This is a genomic window from Terrabacter sp. NPDC080008, from assembly GCF_040702505.1.
Lineage (GTDB): Bacteria > Actinomycetota > Actinomycetes > Actinomycetales > Dermatophilaceae > Terrabacter.
Map to the genome: position 1 here is coordinate 626,168 of NZ_JBFBLC010000002.1, position 15,359 is coordinate 641,526.

Annotated in this window: 13 protein-coding genes; 4 read left to right on the plus strand and 9 right to left on the minus strand. The window is 72.2% G+C overall.

What is annotated here, in order from left to right:
* Window positions 1–72 precede the first annotated feature (72 nt).
* Window positions 73–2,625: a lysylphosphatidylglycerol synthase transmembrane domain-containing protein gene (locus AB0316_RS08940; protein ID WP_366272347.1), complete on the minus strand. Its 2,553-nt coding sequence runs from the start codon at window positions 2,623–2,625 to the stop codon at window positions 73–75.
* Between the two features lie 127 nt (window positions 2,626–2,752).
* Between AB0316_RS08940 and AB0316_RS08945 the strand changes: the two genes are divergently transcribed.
* From AB0316_RS08945 to AB0316_RS08955, 3 genes are read left to right on the plus strand one after another with little or no spacing between them, the layout of a single operon-like run.
* On the plus strand, window positions 2,753–3,751 hold the full coding sequence (locus AB0316_RS08945; protein WP_366272349.1) for an alpha/beta hydrolase: 999 nt from the start codon (window positions 2,753–2,755) through the stop codon (window positions 3,749–3,751).
* A gap of 52 nt (window positions 3,752–3,803) precedes the next feature.
* A complete protein-coding gene (locus AB0316_RS08950; RefSeq protein WP_366272351.1) occupies window positions 3,804–4,793 on the plus strand; it encodes a ribose-phosphate pyrophosphokinase in 990 nt (329 codons plus the stop codon).
* Window positions 4,790–5,185, plus strand: a complete 396-nt coding sequence (locus AB0316_RS08955; RefSeq protein ID WP_366272352.1) for a DUF3054 domain-containing protein — start codon at window positions 4,790–4,792, stop codon at window positions 5,183–5,185. The genes AB0316_RS08950 and AB0316_RS08955 overlap by 4 nt, the downstream gene beginning before the upstream one ends.
* A gap of 171 nt (window positions 5,186–5,356) precedes the next feature.
* On the opposite strand, the gene arc is transcribed toward AB0316_RS08955, so the two are convergent.
* The 4 genes from arc to AB0316_RS08975 form a co-directional block, all read right to left on the minus strand.
* Entirely contained in the window at window positions 5,357–7,144 is a 1,788-nt protein-coding gene (gene arc / locus AB0316_RS08960) for a proteasome ATPase (protein WP_366272354.1), read from the minus strand.
* 56 nt (window positions 7,145–7,200) lie between these two features.
* Window positions 7,201–8,511: a tRNA (adenine-N1)-methyltransferase gene (locus AB0316_RS08965; RefSeq protein ID WP_366272355.1), complete on the minus strand. Its 1,311-nt coding sequence runs from the start codon at window positions 8,509–8,511 to the stop codon at window positions 7,201–7,203.
* An 11-nt stretch (window positions 8,512–8,522) separates the two neighbouring features.
* On the minus strand, window positions 8,523–9,080 hold the full coding sequence (locus AB0316_RS08970; protein ID WP_366272356.1) for a single-stranded DNA-binding protein: 558 nt from the start codon (window positions 9,078–9,080) through the stop codon (window positions 8,523–8,525).
* A 150-nt stretch (window positions 9,081–9,230) separates the two neighbouring features.
* A complete protein-coding gene (locus AB0316_RS08975) occupies window positions 9,231–10,373 on the minus strand; it encodes a site-2 protease family protein (protein WP_366272357.1) in 1,143 nt (380 codons plus the stop codon).
* A 116-nt stretch (window positions 10,374–10,489) separates the two neighbouring features.
* Here AB0316_RS08975 and AB0316_RS08980 point away from each other — a divergent pair, with 116 nt between their 5' ends.
* Window positions 10,490–11,329, plus strand: a complete 840-nt coding sequence (locus AB0316_RS08980) for a PD-(D/E)XK nuclease family protein (protein ID WP_366272358.1) — start codon at window positions 10,490–10,492, stop codon at window positions 11,327–11,329.
* A 57-nt stretch (window positions 11,330–11,386) separates the two neighbouring features.
* On the opposite strand, the gene AB0316_RS08985 is transcribed toward AB0316_RS08980, so the two are convergent.
* The 4 genes from AB0316_RS08985 to AB0316_RS09000 all read right to left on the minus strand — a co-directional run bounded on the left by AB0316_RS08985 (window position 11,387) and on the right by AB0316_RS09000 (window position 15,341).
* A complete protein-coding gene (locus AB0316_RS08985) occupies window positions 11,387–12,190 on the minus strand; it encodes an alpha/beta hydrolase (protein WP_366272359.1) in 804 nt (267 codons plus the stop codon).
* 265 nt (window positions 12,191–12,455) lie between these two features.
* Window positions 12,456–12,626, minus strand: coding sequence for a hypothetical protein (locus tag AB0316_RS08990; protein WP_366272360.1), 171 nt, complete (start codon window positions 12,624–12,626; stop codon window positions 12,456–12,458).
* Between the two features lie 266 nt (window positions 12,627–12,892).
* Window positions 12,893–13,579 carry an acetate uptake transporter gene (locus tag AB0316_RS08995; protein ID WP_366272362.1) on the minus strand — a complete coding sequence of 229 codons (687 nt, stop codon included), beginning with the start codon at window positions 13,577–13,579 and terminating at the stop codon, window positions 12,893–12,895.
* Window positions 13,580–13,958: 379 nt separating this feature from the next.
* A complete protein-coding gene (locus tag AB0316_RS09000; RefSeq protein WP_366272364.1) occupies window positions 13,959–15,341 on the minus strand; it encodes an aspartate aminotransferase family protein in 1,383 nt (460 codons plus the stop codon).
* Window positions 15,342–15,359: the final 18 nt, after the last annotated feature.

A 15,359-nucleotide genomic window follows, 5' to 3' on the forward strand; every position in this document is an offset into this window, starting at 1 on the left:
TAACTTCCCCCGCTCCGAGTGGCGTCCGCGGTCCGCGAGCGCCCACCCCGGGGCGTATGCCGTCCGCGCGCCTCAGATGACCCCGACCTTCTGCAGCCGGCTGAGTGAGAACCAGCCGAACGGGATCGGCAGCCAGTAGGTGGCGAGACGGTAGAGCAGCACCGACGAGACCGCGGTGCCGCTGTCGACGCCGATGGAGATGAGGCCGAACGACATGGCCGCCTCGATGCCGCCCAGGCCGCCGGGGGTCGGCACGGCCGAGCCCACGATGGCGCCGGCGAAGTAGACCACCGCGATCGCGGCGACGGGAGCCTCACCGCCGAACGCTCGCGTCGCGCACACCAGCGCCGCGACGAAGGACATGTCGAGCAGCAGCGCACCGCCGAGCAGCTGCACCAGCTTGCGCGGGTGCTGCAGGACGGCGAGCACCTGCGGCAGCGCCGAGCGCACCTGCGGGAGGACCCGGTCGGTCAGGACGGCCCGGATCCTCGGGACGGCGAGCAGGCCCAGCGCGAGGATGACGACCGCGAGGATGCCGGCGACGAGGATCGGCGACGGGCTGAACGAGACCGCGGGGCCGGTGCCGGCGAGCACGCCGGAGATGACGAGCAGCACGAAGTACGAGCAGAACTGGGCCACCTGAGCCACGCCCACGCTGGCGCCGGCCACCGTGGGGCTCAGCCCGGAGGTCTGCAGGTAGCGGGTGTTGAGGGCGATGTTGCCCACGGCCGCGGGGGCGACGAGCCCGGTGAACGCCACGGCCAGCTGGGTCATGTAGGTGCGCACGAAGCGCAGGCGGATCTGCACGGCTCCGCCGAGCGCGAGAGAGGCGCCGGCGAAGGTCGCGGCGGCGAAGACGAGGAGCAGCACGGCCCACCGCCAGTCGGCGGTGCTGACGACCTTGGCGATGTCGACCTGCGCGAGCTGGGTCAGCAGCAGGTAGCCGGCGATGCCGCCCATCACCAAGGTCACGACGCCCTTGATCGAGATACGGCGCAGCTGCACCGGCTCCACCGGCTCGGCCTGCGGCCGCAGCGCGACGAGCCGCTCGCGCAGCTCCCCCATCACCGACTTGGAGGCCTTGAGGGCCGCGCGGGCGTCGGAGCTGAGCGCCACCGGCTGGAGCACGGGCACGGCCCGCAGCGCCACGTCCTCGCCGAGCACCGACACGGCCGACTCGACGGCGCGCCGGGGGCCGACCGTGAGCGCCACGGTCGTGAGCAGCTGGGCGAGGTCGATGCGCAGGCTGATGTCGTCGGCCGCGACGTCGCCGCTGCCGAGCTGGGCGAGCGCGACCTGTGCCCCGTCGTCCACGAGGACGGTGGACGGGCCGAGCTGCCGGTGCACGATCCGGCGGCGTTGCAGCGTGGCGGCCAGGTGCCAGATCGCCTCGAGCTGGGTCGCGTCGAGGTCGGTCAGCTCCGTGAGCGGGGTGCCCGCCGGCTCCACGTAGGCGATGACGGCGGAGAACGGTCCGACCTCCGAAACCGCCACGGGTCTGGGGGCGCGGATGCCGGCGTCGTGCAGCGCGAGGCCCATCAGGGCCCGGTGCTCGATCTCGGACTGGAGGCTCAGTGAGGGCGGCCGGGTGAAGCCGCTGCGCAGCCGCAGCACGCGCAACAGGCGGCGGCCTGAGGCGAGGCCGAAGGTGTCGCGGTCGATGACGTGGACGTCGAGCGGCCCGTCCGGCGTGGAGCCGACGTAGCGGCGGTCGCCGGAGTCGTTGGCGTCGATGAGCTCGAGACGGGTGAGGGCGATACCGCCCGACAAGAGCACTGCGGCGACCTCGGTGCCCGGGGGCCGGGTCGAGCTGACGCCGAAGACGAGGCGTGACGCCAGCCCGACGATCCACCCCACCAGGAGCGAGCAGGTCAGGGCGGCCAGCGTCATGGCGCCCGAGAGCAGGGTGGTCACCAGGGTCGCCACGACGACACCGGTCGCGATCGGCGAGACCCACTTGCGTCCCGAGACGTCGGCCACGGTGAGCAGCGCGAGCATCGACACCACGACGATGTCGAGCGGCGCGGTGTGGCCGGTCGGGGTGGGCCGGGTCAGCAGCTCGGTGAGCAGGCCTCCGTTGCCGGACTGGACGAGCAGGCTGAGCACGATGACGAGGACGCCTGCGACGACGGCGGTGCCCAGGGCCTGGATGAGCTGCATGGGACGACGCCGCACGAGCAGGTCCGCCCCGACGCCGATGGGCAGCAGCAGGACGCCGATGCCGCTCAGCCAGCCGAGCAGGGTGAGCAGCAGGCGCGGCAGGCCGCTCGTGACGTCGGTGAGGTGCTGCTGCACGGTCCCGCCGGTGCCGGACGTGAGGTCGGCGATGACGAGCGCGAGAAGGAGCACGACCACGGCGACGGCCAGTCGCACGCCGTCGGCAGGACGCCGCACGCGCCCCGGGATCGGCGGCTCGACGACCTCGACCCCGGGCGGCAGCTCGGGCACGTCCGACGTGCCGGGCTGCCCGCCGACGGGTGCGCCGACCGCCTGCTCCTCGAGCGGTTCGTGCACGTGCTCCGCCGTCCGGCGCATGGTCTCCCCCGTGGTGTGGTCCGACTGCCGCGACGGCCTCGTGGGGGTCCCCTCAGTGGGGGTCCGCGCCTTCTCCGCGTCGCCGGGCATGGGCCAATCCTGCCCGAGCCGCGGACCGAATGGCCGCAGGGTGGGCGGCGGCACGCGTGCGGTCTCCTGCCAGGTCGGGACGTATGCGGGTATGTCGTTCGCTGCGGCCTGCTGGAACACTGCCCTCGTGACGACCAGCGACTCGTGGGACATGCCGCTCCGGACCAAGCTCTTCGTCCGTGCCCTGGCGCGGTCCCGAGGTAGCGACCGCCTGCTGGTGGAGGACGAGATCGCCCGCAGCAGAGCCTGGTTCGCACCCTCGCGGCCTCCGTACACCTGGGTCACCGGGCCCGTACCGGCCGGGGTCGAGATCGCCGACACCGCCTTCGAGGCGCGCGACCGCCACCGCGTCGAGGTGCGCACCTACCGTCCCCGGGACGCCGAGGAGACGGCGCTGCCCGCCCTGCTGTGGTTCCACGGGGGTGGATGGGTCGTGGGCAACACGCGCGGCTACGACCCCATCTGCGGCTGGCTGGCCGACCGGGCCCGGGTCATGGTGCTCAACGTGGACTACCGACTGGCGCCCGAGCACCGGGCGCCGCAGGCCGTCCACGACTGCGTCGACGCGGCGCGCTGGGCGGCGTCCGAGGCCTCCGGAGCGGGCATCAGGCACACCGGCCTCGGGCTGGCCGGCGACTCCGCGGGCGGCAACCTCGCGGCGGTCGTGGCGCAGGTCCTGCGGGACGGGGGCGGGGGCGAGGTCGCCTACGAGGCGCTCGTCTACCCCGCCGTCGACGCCACGATGAGCTCGGAGTCCGTGGCCCTGCACGCGGAGGCCCCGATCCTCACCCGCGCGGACATGGACGCCTTCCTGGCCCACTACCTCGGCGACGAGCAGGACGCCCTCGACCTGCTCGACCCTCTGGTCTCCCCCATCCACGCCACAGACCTCAGCGGTCTGCCGCCCACCCTTGTCCAGACCGCCGACCTCGACCCGTTGCGCGACGAGGGCGCCGCCTACGCCGTCGCGCTGCGAGCCGCGGGCGTTGAGACCCGCCACACCAACTACGAGCGGGTGCCGCACGGCTTCCTCAGCTTCCCGGGTGCGACGCGGGTGGGCCGGGCCGCTCGAGAGGAGCTCGTGGCATGGGTGCGCGACCACGCATACGACACCCGGCTCGGATAGTCTGCAACCGCACGTCGGGCGCATGAGGGATGGTGCAAGGGATGGTCTCGAAGTGAACGACGTCGTGGTCTTCAGCGGCTCGGCCCACCTGGAGCTGGCCGACCGCATCTGCGCGCACCTCGGGGTCACGCGCTCCCCCGCGGAGATCAAGCGCTTCAGCAACGACTGCCTGCAGGCGCAGCTGCTGGCGAACTGCCGCCAGCGCGACGTCTACATCGTCCAGCCGCTGGTGCCGCCCACGCAGGAGCACCTGATGGAGCTGCTGCTCATGATCGACGCCGCCCGCGGCGCCTCGGCGGCCCAGATCACCGCGGTCATGCCGCACTACGCGTACGCCCGCTCCGACAAGAAGGACGCCTCGCGCATCTCGCTCGGCGGCCGCCTCGTGGCCGACCTCATCGCCACCGCCGGGTGCTCCCGCGTGCTGACGATGGCGCTGCACGCACCGCAGGTGCACGGGTTCTTCTCCACCCCGGTCGACCACCTCACCGCCATCGGCGTGCTCGCCGACCACTTCCGCGGCACCGACCTGTCCCGCTCGATCGTCGTGAGCCCCGACCTCGGCAATGCCAAGGTGGCCACCCAGTTCGCCCGCCTGCTGGGCCTGCCCGTTGCGGCCGGGTCCAAGCAGCGGGTGGCGGACGACCGGGTCGTCATCGACTCGATCGTCGGCGACGTCGCCGGACGTCGCGCCATCGTGCTCGACGACGAGATCGCCACCGGTGGCTCCATGCTCGAGCTGATGGACCGGCTGCGCGAGGCGGGAGCGACCGAGGCAGCCATCGTGTGCACGCACGGGCTCTTCGCCGGCAAGGCCGTCGAGCGGCTGCGTGGACACCCGTTCGTCACCGAGGTCGTGACCACCGACACCGTGCCGGCGCCCGACGGCTGGCCCGAGCTGACGGTCCGCTCGGTCGCAGGCCTCTTCGCCGAGGCGATCAGCCGCATCCACCACGGCCGCTCGGTCAGCTCGCTCTTCGAGGGCGTGGACCCGACGCACGCCCCGCCCCAGCCTCGCCTGCCGTTCGACACGCTGCCGTGAGCCGCGTGCCCTGGTGGCGCCGGCCCGCGGTCGCCCTGCTCCTCGACGTCGTCCTCGTGCTCGTCTTCGCCGGCATCGGCCGCGCCAGCCACGACGAGGCGGGACCGGTGGTCGGCGCGGCCCTGACCGCGTGGCCCTTCCTCGTCGGCACGGGCCTGGGCTGGCTGGTCGTGCGGGCGCGGCGGGGTGCCTGGCCGGTCGAGGTGGCACCGGGGGTCACCGTGTGGTTCGCGACGGTGCTCGTCGGCATGCTGCTGCGCCGCGCGGTCGGCCTGGGCACGGCGGTGAGCTTCGTGGTGGTGGCGTCGGTCGTGCTCGCGCTCTTCCTGCTCGGCTGGCGGGCGCTGGGGGCGTATGCCGCCCGCCGCGTCCGCGCCCGCAACGCCGCCTAGAGCCCCCGCCTTGAACCGTCGAGAGGCCACGAGTGGCCCCTTCTCGAACGTCGAGAGGCCACGAGTGGCCCCTTCTCCAACGTCGAGAGGCCACGAATGGTCCTGGCACGGCCGGGCACGGCGAGAGGCCGGGTGGCCCGGGAACTCGGGCCACCCGGCATACGGGCTCGGTCAGAGGTACTGGCCGGTGTTGGCCGTCGCGATCGAGCGGCCCGGCTCGGTGCCGTCCTTGCCCTTGATGAGGGTGCGGATGTAGACGATGCGCTCGCCCTTCTTGCCGCTGATGCGAGCCCAGTCGTCCGGGTTGGTGGTGTTGGGCAGGTCCTCGTTCTCCTTGAACTCGTCGACGCAGCTGGCCAGCAGGTGCTCGACGCGGATGCCCTTCTGACCCGTCGTGAGGAAGTCCTTGATCGCCAGCTTCTTGGCCCGGTCGACGATGTTCTGGATCATGGCGCCGGAGTTGAAGTCCTTGAAGTAGAGGATCTCCTTGTCACCGCCCTGGTAGGTGACCTCGAGGAAGCGGTTCTCCTCCATCTCGGAGTACATCCGCTCGACCGCAGCCGTGATCATCGCCTCGATCGTGGCGTCGCGGTCGCCCGAGTGCACGGCCAGGTCGTGCTCGTGCAGCGGCAGGTTGCTCGTGAGGTACTTGCTGAAGATGTCGCGGGCGCTCTCGGCGTCGGGCCGCTCGATCTTGATCTTCGCGTCGAGCCGGCCGGGGCGCAGGATCGCCGGGTCGATCATGTCCTCGCGGTTACTGGCGCCGATGACGATGACGTTGTCGAGCCGCTCGACGCCGTCGATCTCGGCGAGCAGCTGGGGCACGATCGTCGTCTCGACGTCGCTCGAGACGCCCGACCCGCGGGTGCGGAAGAGCGAGTCCATCTCGTCGAAGAAGACGACGACCGGCGAGCCGTCGGACGCCTTCTCGCGCGCCCGCTGGAAGATGAGCCGGATGTGCCGCTCGGTTTCGCCGACGTACTTGTTGAGCAGCTCAGGACCCTTGATGTTGAGGAAGTAGCTCTTCTCGGTCGCCTTCCCGGTGCGCGCCGACACCTGGCGGGCGAGCGAGGCGGCGACCGCCTTGGCGATGAGCGTCTTGCCGCAGCCGGGAGGCCCGTAGAGCAGCACGCCCTTGGGCGGCTTCAGGGCGTGCTCCTTGTAGAGCTCCGGGTGCAGGAAGGGCAGCTCCACCGCGTCGCGGATCTGCTCGATCTGTCCCGACAGGCCACCGATGTCCGCGTAGTCGACGTCGGGCACCTCCTCGAGGACCAGCTCCTCGACCTCGAGCTTGGGGATGACCTCGTGCACGAAGTTGGACCGGGGATCGAGCGTCAGTGAGTCCCCGACGCGGATGACCTCGGCCAGCAGGGGCGTCGCGATGCGGCAGACCCGCTCCTCGTCGCCGTGGGTGACCACGACGACGCGCTCGTCGTCGATGCGCTCCTTGACCGTGACGACCTCACCGACGCGCTCGTACCCGTGGACCGAGACGACGTTGAGCGCCTCGTTGAGCATGACCTCACGACCGAGGCCGAGGTCTTGCTGGTCGACGGACGGGCTGATCGCCACCCGCATCTTGCGCCCCCCGGTGAGGATGTCGATGGCCCCCTCCTCGGGGGCGTCGATGACCAGCCCGTAGGTGCTCGGCGGCTGGGCCAGCCGGTCGACCTCCTTCTTGAGGGTGACGATCTGCTCCCTGGCGTCCTTGAGCGTGCGCACGAGGCGCTCGTTCTGGGACGAGAGGGTCGACAGGCTCGTCTGGACGTGGGCCAGCCGTGCCTCGAGCTCGCGGGTCCGCTGGGGAGAGTGGCGTGCCGCATCACGCAGCGCCTGGACCTCGGCGCGCAGCGCCGAGAGCTCCCGGTCGCCCGCCGCCAGGTCCGTGGGCTGCTGCTCCCGGGGGTCTCGGGCACCGGCGGCACCCTGCTGGTCTGGGTATCGGACGTCGTCAGACATCTCGGCCTCCTCGAATGGTCACTCGCACACAGTGACCATTCGACCCTAACCCTGCATCACGCGATGTCGTCGGATGTATCAGCCAGTGATCGACGGACGCGTCGAATCGTCTTGTCGCTCTTGACCCGCATCCCCAGGGCCTCGGCCGTCCAGGCCTCTGCCGGCACGTCGGTGGATGCAGTGGATCCGGCGATGACCGCGGCCCCGGCCGTGGTGCCCGCGGCGCCGTCCCCGTTCGTGGGGTCGGCTTCACCGTAGGCGCCCTTGGCCGGACGCCGCTTGCGCTCGGGAGCCGGGACGCCCGGCGCCAGCCGGCGGGTCGTGATGAGGAAGCCGGTGTGGCCGTGCATGCGGTGCTGGGGGCGCACGGCCAGTCCCTCGAGGTGCCAGCCGCGGACCAGGGACTCCCAGGCCGAGGGCTCGGTGAAGCCCCCGTGGGCGCGGATGCCCTCTGCGACGCGGCTCAGCTGCGTGGTCGTGGCGACGTAGCAGATGAGGACGCCACCGGGGATGAGTGCGTCCGAGACGGCGTCGAGGCACTCCCAGGGGGCCAGCATGTCGAGGACGACACGGTCGACGGTGCCCGGGTCGACCATGGCCGGTAGGGACTCGACGAGGTCTCCCACCGTCACCGTCCAGGCCGGGTGGTCCCCGCCGAAGAAGGCGCGGCCGTTGCCGCGGGCGATGTCGGCGAAGTCGGCCCGCCGTTCGAACGAGAGCAGCCGGCCGCGCTCGCCGATGGCTCTCAACAGCGACATCGACAGCGCCCCGCTGCCGACGCCGGCCTCCACGACGGTCGCCCCCGGGAAGATGTCGGCCATCTGGACGATCTGGCCGGAGTCCTTGGGATAGACGACCGCAGCACCGCGCGGCATCGACATGACGTAGTCGCTGAGCAGCGGACGCAGCGCGAGGTACTCGACCCCCGCCGTGTTGGTGACCACGGAGCCGTCGTGTGACCCGATGAGGTCGTCGTGGCGCAGGAACCCGCGATGGGTGTGGAACTCGCGGCCGGGCTCGAGGGTGATGGTGTGCAGGCGGCCCTTGGGGTCGGTCAGCTGCACCCGCTCCCCGACCTCGAAGACGCCGCGCCGGGCGTGCGCGCCGGTGACGCCGCGGTGCCCGGCGGTCTCGGGCGCCGCCGCCTGAGCTTCCGACTGAGCCGCCTCCTGCGTGTCCGCGGAGCGATCGCCGTCGGGCTGCGACCCGGTGGGAAGTCTGTCCGTGGGCAGCTCGTCGCTGGGGACCGGCTCGGCCGAGAGCATCTCGGCCCGCGGCTGCCCGGCCGGCGCCTCCTGGGCCGGGGCGTGGTCACCGAGGTGCTCGGCGTGGTGCTGCCCGTCCTGGGCCTGCTCGGCGTCCGTCATGGGAGCACAGTCTAGGTGCCTGTGGGAGCACCTCCGGACGCCCTGCGCAGCGCCGTCGCCTCGACCTCGTAGCGGCTCTGGCGACCGGTCGCGCCCCCGAAGAACCGGCGCCGCAGCGCGCCGTCCACCTCGACGAGGTCGTCGGCCCGCAGGCGCAGCGCCGTGCGGCGGGTGGCTGCCGTCCAGCAGACCACGTCGATGGTGTCGACCGTGGCACGCCTGGGCCCCTCGAGCGCCTGCCGCCGGCGGCCGGTGGCAGGAGTGCGCGCGACCACGACCCGCAAGGTGACGATGCGGTCTCCGCTGGGCAGCTCCCTCTCCTCCGCGGGTGCTGCGAGGCGACCACCGAGGCGCACCTCGTTGCGTGGGGCCGGCCCCTGGACCTGCTCGGACGCGGCAGGGCCTGAAGCTTCCGTGGACCGCCTCCCACGGGGACGCTGCGGTGGGGCGGCCACCCTCTCGGTCCCGCTGGATGCGGCTCCGCTCGTTGCGGTGCGGCTGGTCGTGGTGCCGTTGGTCGTGCTGCCGTTGCTCGTGCTGCGGTTGGTCGTGGTGCGGCTCGCGGTCATGGCGCCTTCCTTCGGCCCGCCCGTCGGGCCTCCACCCGACTGTGGACCGGTCGAGGGTGCGCCACCCAGTGCCTCGCGACCGGTTGTGGACAGCCCCCCGGTCTGCCGGGAGGTGTGGACAGTCGCGCGAAGTCGCTGCGCCCTGCGGGGTCAGCGCCGCCCGCGCCGCGCCAGCTCGGCACCGACGACGCTGTTGATCCGCTCGGCGCGCGCGAGGCCCAGCACGTCACGCGTCGACTCGTCGACGACCACAGCCAGTGACAGCTCCGCATCGCTCATGACGCGTATGAGGTCGGTGAGGACAGCATCCCGCGGGAGCGCGATGACCCAGGTAGCCGGCTGTGCCAGCGTCACGGACTCGATGGCCGTGCGGTCACGGCTCTCCAGTGGCACCCGCGCGGCGGACTCGAGGTCCAGCAGCCCCGTCGGCCACCCGTCGTCGTCGGCCGCGCCCACCCAGGCCCCCCGCGCGATCGCCGCGACCTCGGACAGGGTCGAGCTGCCGGGCACGATCACGAGCGGCTCGAGGACGTCCACGGCACGCGACGCGCTGGCCAGATGGATCTGCCCGGCCCGCACCGCCCCCGTGGCGCCCTGCCAGAGGAAGAACGCGATGGCGACCGGCCACACGATGTCGAAGAGCTGGGGCGTCGCGCCGGAGAGGAAGGCGCGCAGCACGAACCACGCGACCGTCGCCACGGCCATGACGCGCCCGAGCCAGCCGGCTGCCACCAGCCCACGACCCTTGCTTCCGGTCGCACGCCACACCAGCGCGCTCACGATCTGGCCGCCGTCGAGGGGCAGCCCCGGCAGAAGGTTGAAGATGCCGACCAGCAGGTTGGCGAAGGCGACGATCCCGAGCAGCGTCTGAGCCGTGTCGTTGACGACGACCGAGCGCACGCCCCAGACCACTGCAGCGAGGACCAGGTTGGAGAGGGGCCCGACGAGCGCCACGAGTGCCGTCGTCGTCGGCGAGCTGCGCGTCGAGTCGTAGACGGTGTGCCCGCCCCAGACATCGGCGACGATCCGGCTGACCGGGTGCCCCCGCCAGCGGGCGGCGAGCGCGTGAGCCGCCTCGTGGACGAGCACGGACACGAGCAGCAGCACCGCGTAGCCGGCCGCGAGCAGGTAGCCGTAGGAGGCGCCACGGTCGGGACGCGACAGGTTGGGCCCGAACACGACGACGATCACGATCGCGATCACCGGCCAGGAGCGACCGAGATAGACGGGGGTGCCCGCGAGGGTGCCGATGCGCCAGCCGTGAGCCGCGTCAGGACGCGCGCGGGTGCTCATGGCCCGACCCTATGCCCTGCTGCGGTGGGTGGACGCGGCCCCGGCCATGAGGAGGGTGTGGAGCTGCTGTGGGTGCCGTCACGACGGTGTCGGCGCCCCGTCATACAGTCGGGCCCATGGTTGCAGCGCTGTCCCCGAGTCGAGCCGCCGACTTCATGTCGTGCCCGATGCTCTACCGCTTCCGGGTCATCGACAAGCTCCCGTCGCCCCCGACCCAGGCCACGGCGCGGGGCACCCTGGTCCACGCCGTCCTCGAGCGGCTCTTCGACCTTCCTGCCGCTGAGCGCACCGTGGACGCGGCGGTCGGCCTCGTGCCCTCGGAGTGGGAGCGGCTCGCCCAGGAGGAGCCGGCGATGCTCGACCTGCTGACCGAGCACGACGGACGCACCGACGAGTGGTTCGCCGGGGCGGCCGCGCTCCTCGAGACCTGGTTCGGCCTCGAGGACCCCACCCGCCTCGAGCCCGCCGAGCGCGAGCTCTACGTCGAGACCGAGGTGGACGGCCTGGTCCTGCGCGGCTACGTCGACCGACTCGACGTCGCCCCCAGCGGGGCGATGCGCGTCGTCGACTACAAGACCGGACGGTCGCCGTCGGAGCACTTCGAGGCCAAGGCGCTCTTCCAGATGAAGTTCTATGCCCTCGTGCTCTGGCGCCAGCGCGGCGTCATCCCCAAGCGGCTCCAGCTCGTCTACCTCGGCAACAGCGAGATCGTCGCCTACGAGCCGGACGAGCAGGACCTCCTCGGCACGGAGCGCAAGGTCAAGGCGCTGTGGCAGGCCATCGAGCGTGCGGCGACCACCGGCGACTGGCGACCGAACCCGAGCCGCCTGTGCGACTGGTGCGACCACCGGGCGCTGTGCCCGGCCTGGGGCGGCACTCCCCCGCCGCTGCCCGTCGATGCCGCCTCGCGCGCCGTGGACCCGAGCGTGACCGGCCTGGTCGAGATCGACGCCTGACCATCGCACGCCGACACGCCGGCACGGCCGTGCCGCGGTTCCGGTCGGCCGAACGTGCTACGGCGTGGCCCCGGCGCTGCTCGGCTGCTGCCCGGAGGCGATCTGCGCGATCGCGCGCAGCGACGCAGTGCCCGCGACGAGGTAGCCGTTGTGTCCGTGCGCGCCCTCGACCGGCAGCGGCAACGCACCGAAGGCGGGCGTCGTCGGGTCGGCGGCATGACCGAGGCCGTCGATCCGGGTGTGCGGCACGAGGCCGATGGGGTCGTCGGCAGCGACGCCGGCCCACACCCTCGCCGACGTGTGCAACCCGGACCGCGACCAGACGTCCATCCCCGGCGAGCCGACGACCACGAGCGCCGACACCTTCAGGTGCGGTGCAGCCCGGCCGCACACCACCGAGCCGTAGCTGTGGCACACGAGGCTCACTCGCGACGACCGAGGGAGCGTGCGGAGGAAGGCTGCGAGCCGAGGCGCGCCCTGGACGGCGCGGTCGGAGCGGGCGGCGTCTGCGTCGATGCCGGCCGGCGGGTCGTAGTCGAGCCAGACCACCACCGCCGCGGGGGTGCCGGGAGCCCGGCGCTCCATCTCCGCGAGCAGGCTGCGGGCCTGGACCGCTGGGTGGCGACGGCCGGCGCCGCTCTCGTCCTTCAGGAGAGGACCGGTCCAGCCGACACCCGGCACGATGACGGCGATGTCACGGGCGTGGCGTACGTCGCCGAAGGCCTCGACGAGGCGGCCCTGGCCGCTAGGGTCGGAGCTCAGGACCGTGGCCGCCGGCCCGGCTACCTCCACGGGGGTGCCGTCGCTCAGCGACTGTCCGACTGCCGGCGCCGCCCCGACGAGCAGTGTCACGAGGGTCACGGTCGCGAGCGCCCAACGGTCGCGCCGCCGCATCCTCTGCCGCGACGGGGCCGTCAGGGGCCGTCCACGACCGTGGTGGCGTCGTCCTTGCACTCGACATCCTTCTCACCGTTCAGCGCTCCTGGTCGGGCCGCTCTCCGGTGCGCCAGTGTCGTCGACGACCCTGTGAGCACGTCGAGGCCGGGGTCGCCCCCAGGCGACAGCGGTGACGGTCGGGGTGCAACCCCCGGCAGGAGAGCAGCCGCCACGCGATCCAGTCGGCGGATCAGGCGTGGACCTCGCCGAGGTGGCGCACGAACGCCAGGCGGTCGAGGCTGACGTGCTCGCAGTTGCACACCCAGACCCCGAGCGGCACGACGATGCCGCGCACCCGGGCGTCCTCGCGGGCACAGTGCAGCTCGTAGACGCGCCGGACACGACGCAGCAGGCGGCTCACGGTGCCGCCCCGCCGGCGGACGTGCGGCGTGGCAGGGGTGGCGTTAGACGGGGTGGCGGAGGGGCATGTCATGGCGTTCGAGCCTAGGTCGGTGGCCCCGGCTCACGCCAACTGGCGGTCACCGCGTCCCGCACTGTGGGCGCACGCCGTCACGGGGCAGCCCGTTGTGTCCGGGCGCATCCCCTTTGGACGTTTCGTGCTCAGGCGCCAGACCTGACGGACCCGGCCGCATAGCGGTTCGGCGGCCGGGTCCGGCAGATCAGAGCTCAGCGGGCGCGTGCAGCGGGCGACATCGGCCAGGTGGGCACCACGGTGCGCTTGAACGTCTCGTTCGTCACGCCGGCGAACGAGGCGTACCACGCGGCCAGTGCCGTCGCGAGGCCGAGCCAACCGCCGATCTTCGTCCACGACGAGGTGGACGGCACCGTGGCGGCGAAGGCACCGATGCACAGGGCAATGAAGGTCAGTGTCAGCAGGACGAACACCGCTGCGGTGGCGCCACTCACCCGGAAGGAGCCCACCGTCATGTAGGCGGTGAAGATCGCCCAGCCGAGCAGGTAGAGACCGACCGCCTTGTGCACGTCTCCGGCGACCACGGCCAGGGCCGGTGCGCTGAGGATGAACGTGGCCAGGAACCAGTAGGAGAGCCAGAAGGCGCCGAACGAGCTGAACGCCACGGCTCCGAAGGTGTTGCCCCGGCGGAACTCCCACATGCCGGCGAGCAGCTGGGTGCCGCCGCCGTAGAAGAGGGCGAGCGCCAGCACCGTGGGTGCGAGCGCGGCGTTGAGGATGCCGGTGTTGACGACGCTCAGGGCCATCGTCGTCATGGCGAAGGCGGCGAGCCCCAAGGGGGCGGGGTCGGCCGTGGCGGCGGTCGCGGGCGGTACCGGGGTCAGTGGCGTCGTGGCCGCGGTCATGCCCGCCTGGGGTGTGGTGATGTTGGTGTCAGACATCGGAGCCTCTCCTTGTCCGGATCAGCCGGCTGCCGGTCAGCCGGGCTCTCGCTTCCCTGCGGGCGCTGAGCGGACGGCCGGACGGTCGGGCGAGAGCACCCGTGCGCGCGGATCGACGGACTGCCCGTGGGCTGCCGTATGCCGTGTCGTCGCCTCGGCGACTCGAGCCCGGCGACGCCTTGCGTTCGCGTCAGGCGCTACCCGTCTCACCGCTCACTGAACTTGTCCAACAAGTCTGACACCGGCTCACGGGCCCGTCCATGAAATGGCACACCCGCTTGGGCGGGGCCGGCCCGCCCCGCGGAAGTTGGGAGGAGACGCCGTGGGGCCGGGCCCCGAGGACCCGGCCCCACGGCGGAGGGAGCACACGGCATACGGCTCAGGCGGTGAACTCGTCGGCGACGGCGAGCGCCTCGTCGAGCACGGCGAGGCCCTCCTCGATCTCCGCCGGAGTGGTCGTGCACGGCGGCACGACGTGGGTGCGGTTGAAGTGCGTGAACGGCCAGAGGCCGCGCTCCTTGCACGCTGCGGCGAAGGCGGTCATCGGGCGCGCCGCGTCGCCGGCGGCGTTGTAGGGCACGAGCGGCTCGCGCGTCTCGCGGTTTCGGACCAGCTCCACCGCCCAGAAGACGCCGAGCCCGCGCACGTCGCCGACGCTGGGGTGCTTCTCGGCGATCTCGCGCAGACGGGGGCCGATGACGTCGGTGCCGAGCATCCGGGCGTTGTCGATGATCCCCTCCTCGCGGAAGGCGTTGATCGACGCGACGGCGGAGGCGCACGCCAGCGGGTGGCCGGAGTAGGTCAGGCCACCGGGGTAGGCCCGCTGGTCGAAGGTGGCGCGGATCGCGTCGGAGATGATGACGCCGCCGAGCGGGACGTAGCCGGAGTTGACGCCCTTGGCGAAGGTGATCAGGTCGGGCGTCACGCCCCAGTGGTCTACCGCGAACCACTCTCCGCACCGGCCGAACCCGGCCATGACCTCGTCGGCGATGAGGACGATGCCGTGCTCGTCGCACAGGTCGCGCACGCCCTGGAGGTAGCCGTCCGGCGGCACGAGGATGCCGTTGGTCCCGACCACCGTCTCGAGGATGATGGCCGCGATGGTGTGCGCTCCCTCGACCATGATCGTGTCGCGCAGGTGCTGCAGGGCACGGTCGCGCTCCTGCTCCTCGGTCTCGGAGTGGAAGGCCGAGCGGTAGGTGTAGGGGCCCCAGAAGTGGACGATCCCCGAGAGCCCCGGCTCGGACGGCCAGCGGCGCGGGTCACCGGTGAGCGTGATGGAGCCGGCGGTGGCGCCGTGGTAGCTGCGGTACGTCGCGAGCACCTTGTGCCGGCCGGTGTGCAGGCGCGCCATCCGGATGGCGTTCTCGTTGGCCTCGGCCCCACCGTTGGTGAAGAAGACCGCCGACAGGCCCTGGGGGGCGACCTCGGTGATGAGGCGCGCGGCCTCGCTGCGTGCGTCGTTGGCGAACGAGGGCTGGATGGTCGCGAGGCGCGCGGCCTGCTCCTGGATCGCCGCGACCACCTTGGGGTGGCCGTAGCCGATGTTGACGTTGACGAGCTGGCTGCTGAAGTCGAGGTAGCGCTTGCCGTCGTAGTCCCAGAAGTAGGAGCCCTCGGCGCGGGCGATCGGCAGCGGGTCGATGAGGCCCTGGGCCGACCACGAGTGGAAGACGTGCTCGCGGTCGAGCGCGCGCACCTCGTCCCCGCTCATGTGGTCGAGGAGGTCCTTGACGACGGTGCGCTGGTCGAGCTCGGTCATGTGATGGGTCCCTTCTGC

Coding starts and splice junctions, on each gene's coding strand:
- AB0316_RS08980 (WP_366272358.1), top strand. CDS start 10,490: ATGGTTGCAGCGCTGTCCCCGAGTCGAGCCGCCGACTTCATGTCGTGC.
- AB0316_RS08995 (WP_366272362.1), bottom strand. CDS start 13,579: ATGTCTGACACCAACATCACCACACCCCAGGCGGGCATGACCGCGGCC.
- AB0316_RS08965 (WP_366272355.1), bottom strand. CDS start 8,511: ATGACGGACGCCGAGCAGGCCCAGGACGGGCAGCACCACGCCGAGCAC.
- AB0316_RS08970 (WP_366272356.1), bottom strand. CDS start 9,080: ATGACCGCGAGCCGCACCACGACCAACCGCAGCACGAGCAACGGCAGC.
- AB0316_RS09000 (WP_366272364.1), bottom strand. CDS start 15,341: ATGACCGAGCTCGACCAGCGCACCGTCGTCAAGGACCTCCTCGACCAC.
- arc (WP_366272354.1), bottom strand. CDS start 7,144: ATGTCTGACGACGTCCGATACCCAGACCAGCAGGGTGCCGCCGGTGCC.
- AB0316_RS08975 (WP_366272357.1), bottom strand. CDS start 10,373: ATGAGCACCCGCGCGCGTCCTGACGCGGCTCACGGCTGGCGCATCGGC.
- AB0316_RS08940 (WP_366272347.1), bottom strand. CDS start 2,625: ATGCCCGGCGACGCGGAGAAGGCGCGGACCCCCACTGAGGGGACCCCC.